This window comes from Dechloromonas aromatica RCB (assembly GCF_000012425.1).
Map to the genome: position 1 here is coordinate 4,319,971 of NC_007298.1, position 19,438 is coordinate 4,339,408.

Annotated in this window: 18 protein-coding genes, 1 other RNA gene and 2 riboswitches; of the genes, 10 read left to right on the forward strand and 9 right to left on the reverse strand. The window is 61.5% G+C overall.

Annotated features, from left to right (window positions below):
- Positions 1 to 2: 2 nt before the first annotated feature.
- Genes DARO_RS20490 through dctP form a run of 3 tightly spaced genes read right to left on the reverse strand, consistent with a single transcriptional unit; the run spans position 3 to position 2,930 of the window.
- Positions 3 to 1,355 carry a TRAP transporter large permease subunit gene (locus DARO_RS20490; RefSeq protein WP_011289742.1) on the reverse strand — a complete coding sequence of 451 codons (1,353 nt, stop codon included), beginning with the start codon at positions 1,353 to 1,355 and terminating at the stop codon, positions 3 to 5.
- Position 1,356: 1 nt separating this feature from the next.
- The gene (locus DARO_RS20495) at positions 1,357 to 1,908 is read right to left on the reverse strand and encodes a TRAP transporter small permease (RefSeq protein WP_011289743.1); all 552 of its coding nucleotides are present in this window, start codon (positions 1,906 to 1,908) and stop codon (positions 1,357 to 1,359) included.
- Positions 1,905 to 2,930 (reverse strand): TRAP transporter substrate-binding protein DctP, encoded by a 1,026-nt coding sequence (dctP, locus tag DARO_RS20500; RefSeq protein WP_011289744.1) that lies wholly within the window; start codon positions 2,928 to 2,930, stop codon positions 1,905 to 1,907. Before dctP ends, DARO_RS20495 begins: the two co-directional genes overlap by 4 nt.
- Positions 2,931 to 3,127: 197 nt before the next feature.
- Here dctP and DARO_RS20505 point away from each other — a divergent pair, with 197 nt between their 5' ends.
- On the forward strand, positions 3,128 to 3,814 hold the full coding sequence (locus tag DARO_RS20505) for a GntR family transcriptional regulator (RefSeq protein ID WP_049758832.1): 687 nt from the start codon (positions 3,128 to 3,130) through the stop codon (positions 3,812 to 3,814).
- 5 nt (positions 3,815 to 3,819) lie between these two features.
- Here the strand turns inward: DARO_RS20505 and DARO_RS20510 are convergent, their stop codons facing one another.
- The 5 genes from DARO_RS20510 to DARO_RS20525 form a co-directional block, all read right to left on the reverse strand.
- Positions 3,820 to 4,620, reverse strand: a complete 801-nt coding sequence (locus DARO_RS20510; protein ID WP_011289746.1) for a sulfite exporter TauE/SafE family protein — start codon at positions 4,618 to 4,620, stop codon at positions 3,820 to 3,822.
- A complete protein-coding gene (locus DARO_RS20515; protein ID WP_011289747.1) occupies positions 4,617 to 5,078 on the reverse strand; it encodes an EVE domain-containing protein in 462 nt (153 codons plus the stop codon). Before DARO_RS20515 ends, DARO_RS20510 begins: the two co-directional genes overlap by 4 nt.
- Positions 5,079 to 5,132: 54 nt before the next feature.
- A non-coding RNA gene (ssrS, locus tag DARO_RS22590) (6S RNA) lies at positions 5,133 to 5,313 on the reverse strand.
- A 29-nt stretch (positions 5,314 to 5,342) separates the two neighbouring features.
- Positions 5,343 to 5,678, reverse strand: a complete 336-nt coding sequence (locus DARO_RS20520) for a cell division protein ZapA (RefSeq protein ID WP_011289748.1) — start codon at positions 5,676 to 5,678, stop codon at positions 5,343 to 5,345.
- 1 nt (position 5,679) lies between these two features.
- Complete coding sequence (locus tag DARO_RS20525; protein ID WP_011289749.1) at positions 5,680 to 5,877, reverse strand: hypothetical protein; 198 nt, start codon at positions 5,875 to 5,877, stop codon at positions 5,680 to 5,682.
- Between the two features lie 115 nt (positions 5,878 to 5,992).
- Positions 5,993 to 6,198: riboswitch (cobalamin riboswitch) on the forward strand.
- A gap of 104 nt (positions 6,199 to 6,302) precedes the next feature.
- Here DARO_RS20525 and DARO_RS20530 point away from each other — a divergent pair.
- The 9 genes from DARO_RS20530 to DARO_RS22040 all read left to right on the forward strand — a co-directional run bounded on the left by DARO_RS20530 (position 6,303) and on the right by DARO_RS22040 (position 17,913).
- On the forward strand, positions 6,303 to 8,462 hold the full coding sequence (locus DARO_RS20530) for a TonB-dependent receptor (RefSeq protein WP_011289750.1): 2,160 nt from the start codon (positions 6,303 to 6,305) through the stop codon (positions 8,460 to 8,462).
- 42 nt (positions 8,463 to 8,504) lie between these two features.
- Positions 8,505 to 8,711, forward strand: a riboswitch (cobalamin riboswitch).
- Between the two features lie 102 nt (positions 8,712 to 8,813).
- The gene (locus tag DARO_RS20535) at positions 8,814 to 10,784 is read left to right on the forward strand and encodes a TonB-dependent receptor (protein ID WP_041224569.1); all 1,971 of its coding nucleotides are present in this window, start codon (positions 8,814 to 8,816) and stop codon (positions 10,782 to 10,784) included.
- A 24-nt stretch (positions 10,785 to 10,808) separates the two neighbouring features.
- Positions 10,809 to 11,786: an iron ABC transporter permease gene (locus DARO_RS20540; protein ID WP_011289752.1), complete on the forward strand. Its 978-nt coding sequence runs from the start codon at positions 10,809 to 10,811 to the stop codon at positions 11,784 to 11,786.
- Positions 11,783 to 12,556 carry an ABC transporter ATP-binding protein gene (locus DARO_RS20545; RefSeq protein ID WP_011289753.1) on the forward strand — a complete coding sequence of 258 codons (774 nt, stop codon included), beginning with the start codon at positions 11,783 to 11,785 and terminating at the stop codon, positions 12,554 to 12,556. The genes DARO_RS20540 and DARO_RS20545 overlap by 4 nt, the downstream gene beginning before the upstream one ends.
- A 3-nt stretch (positions 12,557 to 12,559) precedes the next feature.
- A complete protein-coding gene (gene cobO / locus DARO_RS20550; RefSeq protein WP_011289754.1) occupies positions 12,560 to 13,150 on the forward strand; it encodes a cob(I)yrinic acid a,c-diamide adenosyltransferase in 591 nt (196 codons plus the stop codon).
- Positions 13,150 to 14,433 carry a cobyrinic acid a,c-diamide synthase CobB gene (locus DARO_RS20555; RefSeq protein WP_011289755.1) on the forward strand — a complete coding sequence of 428 codons (1,284 nt, stop codon included), beginning with the start codon at positions 13,150 to 13,152 and terminating at the stop codon, positions 14,431 to 14,433. Before cobO ends, DARO_RS20555 begins: the two co-directional genes overlap by 1 nt.
- Before the next feature lie 100 nt (positions 14,434 to 14,533).
- Complete coding sequence (locus DARO_RS20560) at positions 14,534 to 15,400, forward strand: Tim44 domain-containing protein (protein WP_011289756.1); 867 nt, start codon at positions 14,534 to 14,536, stop codon at positions 15,398 to 15,400.
- Positions 15,401 to 15,504: 104 nt separating this feature from the next.
- A complete protein-coding gene (locus DARO_RS20565) occupies positions 15,505 to 15,750 on the forward strand; it encodes a TonB-dependent receptor plug domain-containing protein (RefSeq protein WP_041224570.1) in 246 nt (81 codons plus the stop codon).
- Positions 15,751 to 15,933: 183 nt separating this feature from the next.
- Complete coding sequence (locus tag DARO_RS22040) at positions 15,934 to 17,913, forward strand: ATP-binding protein (RefSeq protein WP_011289757.1); 1,980 nt, start codon at positions 15,934 to 15,936, stop codon at positions 17,911 to 17,913.
- On the opposite strand, the gene DARO_RS20575 is transcribed toward DARO_RS22040, so the two are convergent.
- Positions 17,897 to 19,396, reverse strand: a complete 1,500-nt coding sequence (locus DARO_RS20575) for a protein adenylyltransferase SelO (RefSeq protein WP_011289758.1) — start codon at positions 19,394 to 19,396, stop codon at positions 17,897 to 17,899. The genes DARO_RS22040 and DARO_RS20575 overlap by 17 nt on opposite strands.
- Positions 19,397 to 19,438: the final 42 nt, after the last annotated feature.

The following is a 19,438-nucleotide window of genomic DNA, read 5'->3' on the forward strand; positions in this document are numbered from 1 at the left end:
CCTTAGCTCGCCACGCCCATGACCACATCCGGCAACCAGGTGGCAATGCCCGGGAAGATGCAAAGCAGGATCACGGCGAGGAACATCAGACCGACGAAGGGGAAGACACCCCAGACGATGTCCTTGAGCGGAATGTCCGGCGCGACGTTCTTGATCACGAAGATATTGAGGCCGACTGGCGGATGAATCAGGCCCATTTCCATGACCACGGTCATCACGATGCCAAACCAGATTAGGTCGAAGCCAGCGGCCTTGAGCGGCGGCAGGATGATCGGCGCGGTCATCAGGATGATCGACACCGGCGGCAGGAAGAAGCCGAGAATCACCACAAAAATCAGGATGGCAGCGAGCAGCAGCCATTTCGACAGATGCATGGCCACGATCCACTCGGCCGCCGACTGGCTGATGTGCAGATAGCTCATCACGTAGGAGTAGAGCAGCGACATGCCGATGATGAACATCAACATGGTCGACTCCTTCAACGTGCTGTTGAGGATCGGTTTCAGTTGCGAAGGACGCCAGACGCCGTAGATGCCGGCGATCAGGGCAAGCGCCAGGATGCCGCCAAGACCGGCGGTTTCCGACGGCGTCGCGTAGCCGCCATAAAGCGCCAACATGACGCCGATCAGCAGCAGCACGAAGGGAATCACGCGCGGCAGCATGCGGGTCTTGTCGGCCCGGGTCATGCGCATTTCGTCGAGGTAGGCCGACTTGGCGCCACCGGAATGCCAGACATCGAGTGCCGAGTTGTATTCGACCTTGAAGCGGAACACGGCATAGCCGGCGAACAGGAAGACCAGCAGCAGGCCGGGGAAGATGCCGGCGAGGAAGAGGCGGCCCAGCGACTGCTCGGCGGCGACCGCGAACAGGATCATCGTGATCGACGGCGGCAGCAGAATCCCCAACGTGCCACCGGCGGCGATGATGCCGGCGGCGAACCCGGGTGAATAGCCGCGCGCCCGCATTTCCGGAATGCCAGCGCCACCAATCGCCGAACAGGTCGCCGGGCTGGAGCCGGCCATCGCCGCAAACAGCGCACAGGCGAAGACGTTGGCGATGCCGAGGCCACCGGGAATCTTGTGCATCCAGGCGTGAATCGCCAGGTAAAGGTCGGCGCCGGCGCGCGATCGGCCGATGGCCGCGCCTTTCAGGATGAATAGCGGGATCGACAGCAGCGTGATGTTGGCCATTTCCTCGAAGACGTTCTGGGTAATGGTGTCGGTCGCCGCTGCCGGCATGAAGAGCAGCATGAAAAGGACGGCAATGGAGCCCAGCGCGAAGGCGATGGGAATGCCGGAGAACATCACGGCCAAGGTGCCCAGGCCGTAGAGAATGCCAATGCTTGATTCGGCCATCTTAGTGCTCCTTGCGAACGATGCCAGCGACCAGCTGGAGCAGGATCTGCAGCGAGAGCAGGATCATGCCGGCGGTCATGAAGCCATAGGGAATCGCCAGCGGCGGTGCCCATGAGGACGAGGTGGTTTGTCCGTCAACCCAGGCTTCGTGAAAGAGCAGGATCGATTTCCAGGAAAAGAAAGCGCAGAAAAGCAGGGACACCAGATCGCAGAAGAGCAGGCGCAGGCGGTTGGCCAGGGGCGGCAACAGCCCGCCCAGCGCCTCGATGCCGATATGGCCGCGTTGCGACTGAACGTAGCCGGCACACATGAAGGTGGCGCCGACGAGCAGGAAAACCGACATCTCGTCCTGCCAGTCGGTCGGGATTTTCAGGAAATAGCGCAGGAAGACGCTGCTGCACAGGATCAGGGCAGCGCCGAGCAAGGCCCCGGACGACAGGAACATGATCGCCGTGTGCAAGCCCGTCATCACTCGATTGATCCCACCGAGTATCCCCGTTTCGGGAATTTCGGGCGCTTTGACGGCGCCCTCGATCTCGAAGCCGTGGCTCACAGCGTGGCCTCGGCCAGTTTGAGGATACGGGCGCAGCTCTCATTCTTGGCCGCGAAGTCCTTCCAGGCGGTATCGCGGGCAATCGCCTGCCATTTCTTGACCGAGGCGTCGGACAGGTCGTAAGCCTTGCCGCCGGCTTTCTGGTAAACCGCCGCCACGGCCTGGTCATCGGCCCTGGCCCCTTCCAGCGCGTAAGCCTCCATCTCGGCACCAACCGCCATGATCGCATCCTGCTGCGCCTTGGGCAGTTTCTCGAAGACCGCACGGGAGATCAGCAAGGGTTCGAACATGAACCAGTAAGTCTTGCCGCGGCCGGTGGTCAGCGCCTTGCCGACTTCTTCGAGACGGAAGGAAATCAGGCTGGTCGACGAGGTCATCGCGGCATCCAGCGCGCCGGTCTGCATCGCGGCGTAGATTTCGTTCGACGGCAGGGTCAGCACCGTGGCGCCGGCCTGCTTCAGCACCATGTCCATCTCGCGGCTGCCGCCGCGGACTTTCAGGCCCTTGGCATCTTCCGGATCGATGATCGGCTTGACCCGACTGGCGACGCCGCCGGCCTGCCAGATCCAGCTGACAACCAGCACGCCCTTGTCGGCGAGGATATTGGCCAGCGCCTTGCCGATCTCGGCTTTCTTCCAGCTCACTGCCTGCTCGTAGGAAGTGACGATGCCCGGCATCAGCCCGATGTTGGTTTCCGGCACTTCGCCGCCGGCATAGGAGAGCGGCACCAGCGTCATGTCGAGCGCGCCTTTGCGTACCGAACTGAACTGGGCGTTGGTCTTCATCAACGACGATCCGGGATAAACCGTGCCCCTCAAGGCGCCATTGGTTCGCTTGGTAATTTCGGCGCTGAAGCGGCGACAGAGTCGGTCGCGGAAATCGCCTTCGGTCGCGGTGCCACCAGGGAACTGGTGCGAAATTTTCAACTCGCCAGCCGCTTGCGCCCACAGCAGATTGGGCGACAGGGCCAAAGCCGGTGTGGCAACCATGCCTTTCAGGATATTGCGCCGGATTTCGTTCATGATGTCTCCTCCAGATGATTGATCAAATAGCAATGACGGCGACCCTCGCTGATCTGCTCATCCAGAGACTCATCCGGAATGCAGGCCTAAATATTTGTATTCATATATCGCCGCTGTGTATACAAGATACCAATTATTGAATACTAGTCAACAATTTTCGTATAATGCAATCGTTGCCAATTGCCGGATGCCCGATCATGAACAGCCCCGCCGAAATCCCCGTCGTCACCCGTCAATCCGAACGCCTGGGTGAGCTGATCGAAGAGCGTATCGTGACCGGCACTTATCCGCCGGGAACGCGGCTCGACGAACAGGAGTTGGCAAGCACCTTTGGCGTCTCGCGGACCCCAGTGCGCGAGGCACTGATCCAGCTGGCATCGATCGGCCTGATCGAAATCCGCCCGCGGCGCGGCGCGACGGTGCCGGAAATCGGCGCCGACCGGGTCTGTGAAATGTTTGAAGTGATGGCCGAACTGGAAGCCATGTGCGGCCGCCTGGCGGCCCGGCGGATTACCGCCAGCGAGCAGCTCGCCCTACAGGAAGCCCACCGCGCCTGTGAAGCGGCGCGCGATGCCGACACGCCGGACATTTACTATCAATTGAATGAAGTGTTTCATCAGCGCATCTACGAAGCCAGTCACAACGGCTTCCTGGTCGAGCAGGCCACCGCCCTGCACCGTCGCCTGCGCCCCTATCGCCGCCTGCAACTGCGCGTGCGCAACCGGATGGCGACCTCGTTCAACGAACATCTGGCAATTGTCGAAGCCATCAACAAGGGGGATAGCGATCTGGCGGCAGCCCTGCTGCGTGCTCATGTCACGGTTCAGGGCGAGCGCTTCGCCGACCTGGTCGCCACCCTGCGCGACTTCAACGCCGGCGTCTAAGCCGTTCAGCCCAGGATGTTGAACAGCATCCTGGTCGCCAGCAGGGCAAGGAAGCCGCCAAAGGCCCGCTTCAATTGCTTGACCGGCAAGCGGTGCGCCAGCTTGGCGCCCAATGGTGCGACCAGCACGCTCATCGTCACGATACCGACAAAAGCCGGCAGATAGATGTAGCCAAGGGCATAGGCCGGCAAGCCGGCATCGTTCCCACCAGCGACGATATAGCCAATCGCTCCTGCCAGCGCAATCGGAAAGCCGAGCGCCGACGAGGTGCCGACCGCCGCATGAATCGCCACATTGCAGAACAACATGAACGGAATCGAAAGAAAACCGCCACCGGCGGCCACCATGCTTGAAACGATCCCGATCGTGCCACCTGCAGCAAACAGACCGAGCGGCCCGGGCAACTGCCGGTGCGCCTTGGGCTTGAAGTCGAGCATCATTTGCAGCGAGGCGTAATAGACAATGATGACGAAAATGGCCGTCATCGGCCCGGTCGGCACCTGACCGGCAACCAGCGAGCCGCCAAAAGTCCCGAGCACCAGCCCTGGCGCCAGATGGCGGACGATATCCCAACGCACCGCACCATGAGCATGATGCGCCCGCATGCTGGACAGCGAGGTAAAGACGATGGTCGCCATCGAGGTGCCGAGCGCCAAGTGCATGACGTGTTCCGGCGGAAAACTCTGGGCCACGAACAGCATGTACATGAAGGGCACCAGCGTCAGGCCGCCGCCAACGCCGAACAGGCCGGCGACAAAACCGCCGAAGATGCCGAGCAGGGGGTAGGTCAACCACCAGAGAGTCATTTCAGGTCCATCAGTTGTTGAGTGATGAAAGCCCATTCTTCGGCGCTGACCGGCGTGATCGAAAGCCGGTTGCCGCGGGCAAGGAGGCGCATGTTAGCAAGTTCGGCATAGGTGCGCAGTTCGGTCAGCGGCACATAGCGCGTTTTCTCCCCGAAGCGCACGTCGCGGAGTAGCCAGCGTGGATTCTCCAGTGTTGATTTGGGGTCGAAATAGGGGCTGGCCGGCTCAAACTGGGTGGCATCCGGATAAGGCTCCGAACAAACCTCGCAAATACCGGCGACACCCGGTTCGGCGCAACCGGAATGGTAGAAGAAGGCCAAATCACCGATCTGCATCGCATCACGCATGAAATTGCGCGCCTGATAGTTGCGGACACCGAACCACGGAACCGTCCCGTTCCTCGCCAGGTCATCGATCGAAACCTCGTCAGGCTCCGACTTCATCAGCCAGTATTGCATCGCTTGCACCCAAAAATGGAAACGGGTGGCAGATTGCTCTGCCACCCGTTGGATTTGGTCCCCGCGAGTGCCGTCAGGCCGGCATCCTGAACCTGGGTTCAGAGTGGCTGCTTTCCCCCCGTATCAGGCACACTCGATAAAGAGCGCGCACAACAACGGTTTCAATGGTCCGCAACCGATGCCAATTAGCATTGGTTCAAGGAATATATGGCCTTAACAAACACCGCAGGGAACACTTGGCGGGCTACGCCCACACCGATCAGATCAGAGATCCAGTCGTTGCTGAGGCGCCAGCACGGCATCCAGCCGCGCTCCCATGTCACCGATTCTACGCTTCGTTTCGGAAGTATCAACCGCTTCCGCAAACTCTTTTTGCGCGCCCTCTCCACCCCCTGAAAGGTGCTCGTGGGCGATGTTGAGCGCAGCCATGACGGCAACGCGTTCGGCGATGGTGTTCTTGGTGCGCTGGGCGATGTCGCGCATCTTGCCGTCGACCAGATCGACGGCTGCGAGCAGGGCGTCGCGCTCTTCCGGTCCGCAGGCAACGCGATATTCGCGACCCATGATTTTCACGTCGAGGAAATTCGGCTCCAGACTCATCTCAGGCATCCTCGGGGATCTTGTCCATCAGACCTACCAGGCGCTCACGGGCGGCGCTCATGGTCTGACGCAGATGCAGCCGCTCGGCCTCGGCCGCGACCATCTGGTTTCTCAAAACTTCGTTTTCGGCGCGCAACTGGTGAACCAGGGCAACGACCTGTTCGATCTTGGTTTCGAGTGTTTCGAGTTCGACATTCATGGCGCGAACTATAGAGGGAAAAATGCCGCCCGGTCAAGGACTAAGCCTTTATTCTCAAAGTGGTTTATAGCAACTTGCCGGCACTTTGCTGATGCACTGCAGCAACGATGTATGTAGAATGCGCGCCGTGTCAGGTGCTGCGTACGGATTCTCCAAGCGCAGTTAAACGGGAAAGCGGTGCGTCTCCAACGAGACCATGCCGCTGCTGCCCCCGCAACGGTAAGCAAGTGCGGGCGTATCACACAGCCACTGGGAAATACCTGGGAAGGCGATACGTCAAAACTTGCGAGCCCGGATACCGGCCTGAGACAAAAAGTGGAAGTGCCACGGGGTAGTGGCGCCGGTTCCTGTGACTCGCTCCCTCCCCCGCACGTCCTTTTCGAAGCATTCCGGCATGCGGGGACGCCTGTCCGGAGGGGAGAACCATGAAAATCCACCTGCGACCCATCACGCTGGGCCTGATCACCGCTTTCAGCCAGCCTTTGTCGGCCTTTGCCCAGCAAGCGCTGGAGCCCGTCGTCGTCACCGCCACTCGCGGTCCCTTGCTGCTGGAACATGCCACGGGAGAAACCGTCGTCATCGGCCGCCAGGAAATCGAGGCGCGGCAAACCGATCGCCTGACCGACATCGTCAACAACACCGCCGGTGTTTTCGTATCCACCGGCAAAGGCCCGCTGCAAACCACACCGGGCTTCGCACTGCGCGGTATCCCGAGCGACCGTCGTGCCCTCGTCCTGCTCGACGGCATCCCGATGACCGATGGCTACGCCGGCAGCGTGCTGCTCGGCGGCATCCCGACCGAATCGATCCAGCAGACGGAAATCCTGTTCGGACCGATGTCCTCGCTGTACGGTGGCAATGCGATGGGCGGCGTGGTCAATTTCGTCACCCGCATGCCGACCCGCACCGAATTCGGCTTCAATGTCGGCTACGGTGATGCCTTCGAGACGGGCAAGGCACCGGCCGATGTCCAGAAAGCCTACCTCCATGCCGGCACCCGCCTGGAAAATGGCCTGGCGATCCGCTTCACCGGCAACTGGGCGCAAACCAACGGATATCGCAGCGAATGGGTTACTGGCAGTCGACCAACGGGCTCCAGAGGCGCTATTCCGACCAGCACGGAGCTCGGCGCCGGCACCTATTTGCTTGGCCAAAAGGGCGACAACACCTGGCAGGAACACGGCGCCTCGCTGAAGCTGGAACAGCGCGTCAGCACCGACACCTCCTGGCGTGCTGGCTGGCTGCTGCAGGACTACCACTATGGTTACGCCGCCCCGGAATCCTTCGTGCGTAGCAATGCCACCGGCGCCCCAATCTACAACGTTTCCTTCGCCGGTGGCGACAGCAACTACACCCGCCAGCTGTTCCATGCCGGCTTCGACACCAAGCTGGGGATCGGCCAATTGAACGTGCTGGCCAGCCATACTGCCGTGACGACCAATTCGTACATCATAGCAACGACCGGCAGCACAGCCTTTGGCGGCCCAGGCCGGATCAGCGACAGCCCATCGGAATCGACAGCATTCGACACCTACTGGAATGCCTCGCTCGGCGCCCATGACCTGACCGTCGGCTACGCCTACCGCCAGGACTCGGCCGACGCCAAGGATTACACCCTGAGCAACTGGGGCAATCCTGAATCCAAGACCGCGCTGTACTCGACTGCCTCCGGCAAGATGTACCTGCATGGCGCCTACCTTCAGGACAACTGGCAGCTTGCGCCAAGCCTGACCGTGCAGGGCGGCCTGCGCTACGACCACTGGCTCAACGCCAACGGCCAGAGCAGCGACCCGACGGGCAGCTACAGCTACGCCGAGAGAACTGCAGCCGCCTGGAGCCCGAAGCTCGGCGCCTCGTGGCGCGTGACCGATGCCTTCACGCTGCGCACCTCGGCCGGCAAGGCTTTCCATGCTCCAACGGTCTATGACCTATACCGCAGTTCGTTCAGCAGCTACCTCATTAGTGCCAACCCAGCGCTAACCCCCGAAACCGTCAAATCCTGGGAAGTGGGCAGCGACTGGCGCGCCTGGAACGGCGGCGAAATCAGGGCCACCTATTTCCACAACGAAATCGACGACCTGATCTACCTTGGTCCCAAGCAGACCGGCCCGGGCAACATCGTGGTTCGCAAACGCATCAACGCCGGCAAAGCCCGGACGAACGGTGTCACGCTCAGCGCCACCCACCATTTCGATGCCGACAACCGGGTCTTCGCCAACCTGACCTATACGCACAGCGAAATGCTGGAAAACAGCGCGTCGCCGTCGTCGGTCGGCAAGCGCCTGACCGGCCTGCCGGAAAAGCAGGCCAGCATCGGCTTCGAAACCCGCCGTGGCGACTGGCTGCTGTCCACCAGTGGCCGCTACGCCAGCAAGCAGTACGCCGACGACACCAATGCCGATACCGCTGCTGCTGTTTACAAAGCCTACGATGCTTATTTCGTGGTCGACAGCAAACTGAGCTATCGCTTCAACAAGAGCCTCAATGCCTCGTTGGCCGTCAGCAACCTGTTCGACCGGAATTATTTCTCCTATTACGCCGCTCCCGGACGAGCCTGGTTCGCCTCGCTGGCCTACAGCTACTAGGCAATGCAGCTATCTCGCTGTTATTAAAGTATTCCGCCATGTAAAATGGCGGCCGTCTCAGGTGCTGCGTACGGATTATCCAAGCGCAGTTAAACGGGAAAGCGGTGCGTCTCCAACGAGACCATGCCGCTGCTGCCCCCGCAACGGTAAGCAAGTGCGGACGTATCACAAGGCCACTGGGTGACCACCTGGGAAGGCGATACGTCAAGACTTGTGAGCCCGGATACCGGCCTGGAACACCCATTGGAAGTGCCACGGGGTGGTGGTGCCGGTTTCTCGACCAGCTGCCTCCCGCGCTTCCGTCTCAACGCATTCCGGCAGCGGGGACGTCTGCCGGGAAAGGAAAGCTCCGTGAAGCCGCAATATCTCGTTTTCTCCCTGCCCTTGTGCATTTCGAGCGTTTTCGCCCATGACGCCGCAGAAATGCCGGCGGTCGTCGTTTCGGCAACCCGCTTCGAGCAAATCGACTCCCGCCTGCCAGCCAATATCACCGTGATCTCTGCGCAGGATATTCGTCAGAGCCCGGCCAGCAATTTGCCCGACCTTCTGAAAACCCAGGCAGGTATCGGTGTCAGCGCACTTTATGGCAGCTTCGGCATCGATGCCAGCGTCGATCTGCGCGGCTTCGGCCCAGCCACTGCGTCGTTGAACACACTTATCTTGCTCGATGGTCAGCGCCTCAACCCCGCGGCTATGGAGTCGGTCAACTGGTCGTTGATCCCCTTGAACAACATCGAGAGAATCGAAATCATGCGCGGCTCGGGTACCGTGCTCTACGGTGACGGCGCCAGCGGCGGGGTGGTCAATATCATCACCAAGAAAGCGACAGGTTCGCAGCAGAATATTACGCTCGGCGCCGGCAGCAACGGGCTGCTCACCACCGATGCGCAACTGTCCGCTCGCGGTGAAAGCGCTCACATCAACCTGGCTGGACACTTCGCCGACACCAATGGCTGGCGCCAGAACTCGGCCGCCACCCAGACTTCGCTGGCCGGCCGAGTCGGCATTGATGGCAGCAGCGCCAAGGGTTTCGTCGACTTTTCCGGCTTCGATGAAAGCGCCAGGCTGCCGGGTGCTCTCTCGCAAGCCGACTACGATCAGCGCCCGCGCTACTCGAAAACACCACAGGATCACCAGCATCGCGACGGCTTCCGGATTCGCCCGGGCGTTGAAGCCGAAATCGCCCAGAATCTGTTGTTCAATGCCGAGTTTTCCTTCGACCAAGATAACTACGACTCGTACTCCGGCGTCTATCGCTCCACTTACGAGCGGGAGAAAGAGCACTGGTCCTTCACGCCTCGCCTGCGCTGGGCGCATGGCCTGCCCAGCCTGGCCGCCAGCGAGACCGTGATCGGTTTCGATCAGTACCACGGCGACTGGCGCTCAGTCAGCAACAGCGCACTGTTTGGCATTTCCCGCGCCCGCGCCGAGCAGGACAGCCAGGCCCTGTACCTGCAGAACCTGACCCACTTCGATGAGCACTGGGGCCTGATGCTCGGCGCCCGTTCGCAGCGCATGTGGCAAAGCGCCGCCGACAGTTCGATTCAGGGCGAAACCCAGCGCACGAAGAACGCCGGAGAAATCGGCCTGACGTATGCCGGCAGTCACTGGCAGGTCTATGGCAAGGTAGGCACCACCTTCCGTTTCGCCAATACCGACGAGCTGTTCGGTTACGACATCATGTCCGGAAACTCCGTGTTTTCCGCCAACCTGCGCCCCCAACACGGCACCATCAAGGAAATCGGCGCCTCTGCCCGCCGGGGTGACATATCGGTCAAAGCCGCGGCCTTCGACATGAAGCTGACGGATGAAATCCTGTTCGACAGCAATTTGTACACCAACATCAACACCGACCCGACCCAGCGCCGGGGCATCGAACTGGAAGCGCAATGGCAGGCCACCTCGAGCCTCGCCTTGCGCGGCAGCTATACCTATCTGGACGCGACCTACCGCAGCGGCTCGTTCACTGGCAAACAGATCCCGATGGTCGCCGAAAACAAGGGCGCCCTGGCGCTACAGTGGAATGCCCAGCAATTCGGCCAGTACAGCGCGACAGTCAATTACGTCGGAGAACGCTACGTTAGCGGCGACTATGCCAACACGCGGAGGCAGGTGGGTGGCTATACGACAACGGACCTGATGGCCGCCTGGAAATTCAGCCAATGGACGATTGCCGCCAAGGTACTCAATGCCTTCGACAAGAAATACGCCAACTGGGCGACTTATCAGTCGAGCGCTGCTTACGGCTACGCGACCGATTACTACTACTATCCTGCCGACGGGCGTAGTTTTGTCATGACTGCCCGCTATGACTTCAAATAACCGTCAGCAATAACGATTCAGCTCATGCCCACTCGCCAACGTGCCTTCCTGATCCTCGCCAGCCTCTGCCTGTTGGCCGTGGCCAGTTTCGGGCTGGCGTTGACGGTGGGCAGCTTCAAGGTTTCCTATGGCGAAGTGCTGGGGGCATTACTCGGCCAGGAAGGCGGCGCCGGCGACGTTGTTCTGCAGCTGCGCCTGCCGCGAGCGATTGCCGGCTTTGCCTGCGGTGGCCTGCTCGCTCTGGCCGGCGCACTGATGCAGGTGCTATTGCGCAATCCGCTGGCTGACCCTTATGTGCTGGGTATTTCCGGTGGGGCCGGGGTAGGGGCGATGTTTGCCATCCTGGTCGGCCTGCCGGTGCTCGGTATCGACGGGCTGGCTTTTGCCGGGGCACTGGGCGCCATGTTCATCGTTTTCGGGCTGGCCCACGGCGATGGCAGCTGGACCCAGACCCGTCTGCTGTTGACCGGCGTCATCGTCGCCGCCGGCTGCGGCGCCTTGGTCGCGCTGATGCTGGCCATTGCCGAAGAACACAAGCTGCGCGGCATGCTGTTCTGGCTGATGGGCGACCTCGGGCAGAGCACCCAATGGTGGCCGGCCTTGCTGGCACTGGTCGTCGCTTTGGCCCTGGCCATGCCTTTCGCCCGCGAACTGAACCTGCTATCGCGCGGCATGATGCAGGCACAGGCACTGGGCGTTGCGGTCGGCCGGCTGCGCTACGCCATTTATCTGCTCGCCTCTTTGGCCACGGCGGCGTCGGTCACCACGGCCGGCTCAATCGGCTTCGTCGGACTGGTCGTCCCGCATCTGGTGCGCCTGGCCACCGGTAACGACCAACGGCTATTGCTACCGGCTTCCGTGCTGGCCGGCGGCTCGCTGCTGGTGCTGGCCGATACCTTGGCACGGACCCTGATCGCCCCGCAACAGTTGCCAGTCGGCGTACTGACGGCACTGATCGGCGTGCCGGTCTTCCTTTTCCTGTTGTCTAGGCAGCCGAAATGAGCCGCCCCCTGCTCGAAGCCCGCCAGCTGCGCGTCGAAATTGGTGACAAAACCGTGGTCGACCGGTTGAATTTCGCCGTGGCAACCGGTGAACGCGTCGCTATCCTAGGTCGCAACGGCGCCGGCAAATCGACCTTGCTGTCCACGCTGGCCGGCCTGCGCAAGGCGGCAGGCGGCGCCGTGTTGCTGGATGGCGAAGATGCCGCGCTGATGCCGCCGCGTCAGGCCGCCTTGCAGCGGGCCTGGCTCGGACAGTTCCAGAACGATCCCTTCGGCTCGACCGTGCTGGAAACCGCGCTGACCGGCCGCCATCCGCACCTTGGTCGCTGGGATTGGGAATCGACCCGCGACGCGGAAATGGCACGTAGCGCGCTGAAAGCAGTGGGGCTCGATGGCATGGAAACCCGGCAGATTCACACCCTGTCCGGTGGCGAACGCCAGCGGCTGGCCATCGCCACGCTGCTGACACAGGCCGCACCGCTCTATCTGCTCGACGAACCGCTGTCGCATCTCGACCTCAATCACCAGATGGCCGTGCTCGAACTGTTCGCCGGCACGGCCCGCGACTGCGGCGCCGGCGTCATCATGGTTCTGCACGACCCGGCGCTGGCCCATCGCTTCTGTGACCGGGCGCTACTCGTCTTCGGCGATGGCCGGACCGAGATCGCGCCGGTCGACGACATCCTGACAGCTGAAACGCTGTCCGACCTTTACGGCTATGGCCTGCGGCAGATCGAAGACCGCGGCCATCGCTGCTTCATTCCGGAATAGACAATGACTATCACTCACGAAGAACGTATGCAGAAAAAGAAGGCCGTCATCGACAGCAAGATCGAGGCGGCTCAGGAAGAACGCGGTGTATTGGTCATCAACACCGGCAACGGCAAGGGCAAGTCGAGTGCAGCCTTCGGTGTCGTCACCCGGGCCCTCGGCCATGGTCTGAAAGTCGGCGTCGTGCAGTTTGTCAAAGGCCGCTCGGACACCGGCGAGGAAGCCTTCTTCCGCCAGCAGCCCAACGTCCAATGGCATGTCGGCGGCGAGGGCTTCACCTGGGAAACCCAGGACAAGGACCGCGATGCCAATGCAGCGCAGGCCGCCTGGGACGTTGCCTGCGGCCATTTGAGCGACCCGGCCATCGGCCTCGTCGTGCTCGACGAGATGACCTACGCCTTCAAGTATGGCTGGCTGGATCTCGACACCGTCATCGCCAAACTGCTCTCCCGCCCCCTGATGCAACACGTCATCATCACCGGCCGCGCCGCACCGCAGGCCTTGCGCGATGTGGCCGATACGGTCAGCGACATCGGCATGGAAAAGCACGCTTTCCAGAGTGGCATCAAGGCCATGCCGGGTCTCGAATTCTGATGCCAGCCTGCCCCGCACTCCTGATCGCCGCCCCCGCCTCCGGCCAGGGCAAGACCACCGTCACCGCAGCACTGGCCCGACTACATGCCCGGCAAGGCCGGCGCGTCACCGTCTTCAAGTGTGGCCCTGACTTTCTCGACCCACAGATTCATGCCATGGCCAGCGGTCGCGCCTGCCAGAACCTCGACCTCGGCATGTGCGGCGAGGCTGATGCCCGCTGGCGTCTGGCCCGGGCGGCGGCGGATTCCGACCTGATCCTGGTTGAAGGCGTGATGGGCCTGTTCGACGGCCAGCCGTCAGCGGCCGACATTGCCGAACGCTTCGGCATTCCGGTCATGGCCCTGATCGACGCCGGCGCCATGGCCCAGACCTTTGGCGCCGTTGCCCACGGCCTGGCCACCTACCGGCCCGGCCTGCCTTTTGCCGGCGTGCTGGCCAACCGGGTCGGCAGCGAACGGCATACCGAGATGCTGCGCGACAGCCTGCCGGCCGGCATGGGCTGGTTTGGCGCCTTGCCGCGCTCGGCGAACAGCCTGCCGGAACGTCATCTTGGCCTGTTGCAGGCGGCCGAGATCACCGATCTGGAAGCCCGCCTCGACCATCTGGCCGACTCCCTGGCTGCCAGCGCGACGGTTGATCTGCCCAAACCGGTACTGTTTGAAGACTGCGCACCGCCGGCCATCCCGCCACTGCTTGCCGGCCTGCGCATCGCCATCGCCCGGGATGCAGCCTACGGCTTCATCTACCCGGCCAATCTGGAAACGCTGACCGCACTTGGCGCCGAACTGCGCTTTTTCTCACCGGTCACTGGTGACGAGTTGCCCGAATGCGATGCAGCCTGGCTGCCCGGCGGCTATCCCGAACTGCACGCTGATGCGCTAAGCGGCCACACCGGCCTTTGGCAGGCGCTGAAAAACCATGTCGCAGCCGGCAAACCCCTGCTCGCCGAATGCGGCGGCATGATGAGCCTGTTCGAGAAAGTCATCGACAAGGCCGGTGTCTGCCATGACTTTGGCGGATTGCTGCCCGGCCGCTCGGTCATGCAGCAACGCCTGGCTGCACTCGGCACCCAGTTCGCCGAGTTGCCAGAGGGGCGGCTTTCCGGTCACACCTTCCATTACTCGAAGAGCGAAACCACGCTCGCCCCGCTGGTTCGTGCCCAGACGGCTGACGGCCGCGAAGGTGAGGCGATCTATCGGCAAATTCGACTGACGGCCTCCTACGTACACTTCTATTTTCCCTCCAATCCAGAAGCGACAGCCGCCCTGTTCAATCGCGCCTGAAACTTCGGTTTTCTCGAACTGTCACACAGGGCGAAGATAATTTTTCAGCAACAGTAAACCGCTACACTACGTGCTGTAACTTTTCCACCCGGAGACAAATATGAAGAATTTCGTAATGATGGCCGCCGCACTGGTGCTCGGCTTCACGTTGCATATCAATGATGCCGAGGCCAAGCGCCTCGGTGGTGGCACCTCCTCTGGCATGCAACGCCAGTCGGTTGCCCCGAGCAGGTCGACCACCGCCGCCCCCGCCCAGCAGCAACCCGCTGCGGCCCCGCAAGCCCAACCGAAGCGTTCCTGGATGGGCCCGCTGGCAGGTCTGGCTGCCGGCCTTGGCCTGGCTGCACTGGCGTCGCATTTCGGTTTCGGTGAAGGCCTGGCCAACTTCATGATGATGGCACTGCTTGCCGTGGCCGTGATCGGTGTCATCGGCTACTTCATGCGCAAGAAGGCGGCGGCATCCCAACAAGGCGGCATGCAGTACGCGGGAGCCAATGCCAACTACGGCAACAATGCGCCGCATCAGCCGGACTTCATCCCGGCTGGCGGTTCCGCTGCTGCGCCGCTGGCCAGCGCCACGACGGGCGGTAACATCCCGGCCGGTTTTGACGTTGAAGGCTTTGTCCGCAACGCCAAGGTCAACTTCATTCGCCTGCAGGCTTCCAACGATGCTGGCAATCTGGACGACATTCGCGAATTCACTTCGCCGGAAATGTTCGCCGAAATCAAGATGGAAATGGCCGAGCGCGGCAATGCCAAGCAGGAAACCGATGTCGTGCAACTGAATGCCGAGGTCATCGATGTTGCCGAGGAGCCCAGCCGCTACATCGTCAGCGTCCGTTTCACCGGCCTGATCCGCGAAGAGAAGGATGCGGCTGCCGCACCGTTCGACGAAATCTGGCACATGACCAAGCCGACCGACAACAGCCGCGGCTGGACATTGGCAGGCATCCAGCAAGTCCAGTAACACCTGAAGTCTGAAATTGGCCGGCAAGCGCATCAACGCTTGCCGGCTTTTTCATTTCTGCCCATGGCATACCGTTGGCGTAAATCGACCAAAGTCGATACGCCATGACGGCCCGAGGTTTCAACGGCCGCTTTACCAACAAGTTGCAGGTGCTGGGCGACGGACGCAGCACCTATCAGCCTTTATTCTCAGACACGGGGGAACAGGGTGCGATTCCGCTTGAAGATATCGAACGCATCGAGGTCATTCGCGGTCTTGGGGCAACCAGTCGGGGCGACATGCCACACCGCCAACGGCTCTTCATGCCCGAGATCGAAGAAGCCCGATCAGCGCGGTATTGCGCTGGCTAGATAGCCAGCCCATACTGACGGTCAGCGATTCGGAAAGTTACATCCGACTTGGCGTAGGGACCGAACAGGCCCGTAGCAGTGGCCGGATTCAATTCGTCGTCAATGCAAATCCCTGTCCCGGAGTGGACTAACCCCCGGTTCGCAAATGCTGCGTCTTGCCTAACAAGTCCTCGGAGGCGATTGATGAGTGGTACCCGCCAGACCATCCGCAAGAAAATTGCGCTGGCCATCGCAGTGTCACTCGGGATCGGTCTGCTGCTTTCCTTCCTGACCTTTGCAGTTCGTGAAATTGACCAGCGACGCCAGGCGAAAACGAACGAATTGTTCGCCATGGCCGATGTCGTCGCCTTCAATGCCTCGGCGGTCATCGAATTCAAGGACACCAAGGGGGCCAAGCAGCTGCTGAGTTCGTTTGCCGAGCATCCGGACGTCCTGACCGTACGTCTGCTCGGCCTCGACTCGGATTTTCGCTACATCTTCGATGCCGTCAATCGCCAGCTGCCCGCCCAGGTCAATCTCGGCGATCGACCGCATCGCGAACGTGCCGTCTATGCCGACTGGTCAAATGTCACGGTCGCCGTGCCCATCCGCTCGGAAGACGGGGTGGTCGGCACCGTATCGATTACAGCCAGCCTGAATCAGGTCTGGCAAGCCATCGCCTGGAACCTGGCTCTTTCGCTGCTGGCCCTGACCATCTCGTTCGTGATCGCCTTTGCCATCGCCAGCAAAATGCTGGCTGCCATCCTCGCCGCCCTCGGCTCGCTGACCGATACGGCGCAATACGTCGCCAATTCGAAGGATTATTCGCGCCACGCCAAGATCTATTCGGACGACGAAATCGGTCGCCTGGGCGATACTTTCAATTCAATGCTCGCGGAAATCGCCGAGCGCGACCGGCAACTGGCCGATCAACGCGATCACCTCGAAGACACCGTGCAGGAACGGACGCAGGCCCTGTCCGTGGCCAAGGAAGCAGCCGAAGCGGCCAGCCGGGCGAAGAGTACTTTCCTGTCCAACATGAGCCATGAATTGCGGACGCCGATGAATGCCATCATCGGCATGACCTACATGCTCAAGCGCCAAAACGCCGACCCGCTCCAGGTGGACAAGCTGGGGAAGATCGACAATGCGGCCAATCATCTGCTGCAATTGCTCAACGACGTTCTCGACCTGTCGAAGATCGATGCAGAACGGATGACGCTGGAGCAGACCGCCTTTTCAATTCCCGAACTGGCCGCCGATGTGGCCAGCCTGCTGACACCGCGCGCCGAATCGGCTCGCCTGCGCTTCATTCTCGACGTCGACTCCCGGCTCAAGGGGTTGCGCCTGCTTGGCGACCCGCTTCGCCTGCAACAGGTATTGCTCAACCTGGCCGGCAATGCGATCAAATTCACCGAGCGCGGCGAGGTCCGCATTGTCGCCCGCGTCGTCGAGGACGACGAAAAAGCGGTGCACATCGAACTGTCGGTCAGGGATACCGGCATCGGCATCGCCCCGGAGGCGATCGGACGGATTTTCAACCCATTCGAACAGGCTGATGGTTCGACCACGCGAAAATATGGCGGGACGGGACTGGGTCTGCCGATCTGCCAGCGCCTCGTTCGCTTGATGGGCGGGGAAATCCAGGTCGTCAGCACACCGGGGGCCGGCAGCGAATTTACCTTTACGGTCCGTCTGCAGCGAGCCGAACCGCTGCACGCTCCGACAGTCGAGGCGCACAACGATGGCGTCGAGGCTGAAAAACGGCTGAAAACCGAATTCGGCAAGAGCCGCATCCTGGTTGCCGAAGACGACTGGGTGAATCAGGAAGTCGCGCTCGAACTATTACGCGAAACGCTTGGCTTTGCCGTCGACATTGCACCAGATGGTGCCCAGGCACTGGAAATGGCACTGCAACACCGCTACGACCTGATCCTGATGGACATGCAGATGCCAGAGCTGGATGGCCTCGGCGCCACCCAGGCCATCCGTGAGATTCCAGACTATGCCGACGTGCCGATCATCGCGATGACCGCCAACGCCTTTGCCGAGGACCGCGCACGTTGCATGGATGCTGGCATGAACGATTTCATCGCCAAACCGGTCGATCCGGACAACCTGTTCATGATCATGCTGCGCTGGCTGAAAGAAGCCCGAAAAACGCCGCTCAGCTCGAACAGCTGACCTCCAGGCCGCTGGCCCAGTCGGGCGGCAAGGCGGCCAGATCGTCGAATTCCGGCTGCTCGTCGTAGGGCCGGCGCAGACAGGTGAGCAGGCGCTGCACGTCGGAATAATCCTTCAGCTTCGCCTTGCGGATTGCCGCTTCAGCCAGCCAGTTGCGCAGCACGTATTTGGGATTGGCGGCGAGCATGGATGCCTGGCGCTCGCCATCGTCCCACGGCGTTTGCGCCAGCCTGGCCCGCCAGTTGGCCAGCCAGGCATCGCAGGCGGCTCGATCGACAAACAGGTCGCGCAAAGGGGCATCGGCTTTGGCCATGGCTTCCCCGTCCAGCCCGCCACTCAGTCGAGACAGCCGACGGAAAAACAGCGTGAAGTCCGGCCGATGCTGCTGCAGGAAGCCGAAGGTTTCACCGATGAAATTTTCGTCATCCGGCAAGGCATGACGCAAGCCGAGCTTGGCGCACATCAGGCGCTCGAAGGTCTGGGCGAAGGCATCGCCATAGGTTTCATCGACTGCCACCCGGGAGATATCCGGATGCTTCAACAGCGGCAGGAAAGCATCGGCCAGGCAGTAGAGGTTCCATTGGGCGACATGCGGCTGGTTGCGATAGGTATAGCGCCCCTGGTGATCCGAGTGATTGCAGATGTGGCCGGCATCGAAGGCCTCCATGAAACCGAAGGGGCCATAGTCCAGTGTCAGGCCAAGGATGGACATGTTGTCGGTGTTCATCACGCCATGCATGAAGCCGACCGCCATCCAGTGGGCGATCAGTTCGCCGGTACGGCGGGAAATGTCACGCAGCAGCGCATCGTAGGGGTTTTCTGCATCGCGGCACGCCGGGCGGAAGGTATCGATGACGTAATCAGCCAGTTGCTGCAATTCGCGGCTTCGATCGCGCGAAGCCCAGTGCTCGAAGGAGCCGAAACGCACGAAGCCCGGTGCGACGCGGGCCACCAGGGCAGCCGTTTCGATTTCCTCGCGGCGTACCGGCTGATCGGCCCCGATCACGCACAAGGCCCGCGTCGTCGGCACGCCGAGGCCGGCCATCGCTTCCGAACAAAGGAATTCACGAATCGACGAACGCAGCACGGCTCGGCCGTCGGCACCGCGCGAGTAGGGCGTTCGTCCCGCCCCCTTGAGCTGGATTTCCCAGTGTCCCTGATCATTGCGCAGACCACCCAACAGATGCGCCCGTCCGTCGCCAAGTTGCCCGGCCCAGACGCCAAACTGGTGGCCGGAATAAACGGCGGCCAGGGGTTCGCTGCCCGGCAGGAGGCGGTTGCCAGCAAAGATCTCGGCAAACTGGGGGCTATTCATCAACTCGGCAGGCAGGCCGAGCAAGTCAGCCACCTCAGTGCTGACACCGACCACGTAAGGTTCAGGCAGCGGATGCGGCTCAAGGCGGGTGTAGAAAGCTTCGGGCAGTGCGGCGAAGCTGTTGTCGAAGACGGGAAATTCAACAGGCAGGGATTCTGGGGCGTTCATCGTGTCGGGTTTCTGGCAAGAAAATCAGGCTATTCCGGCATG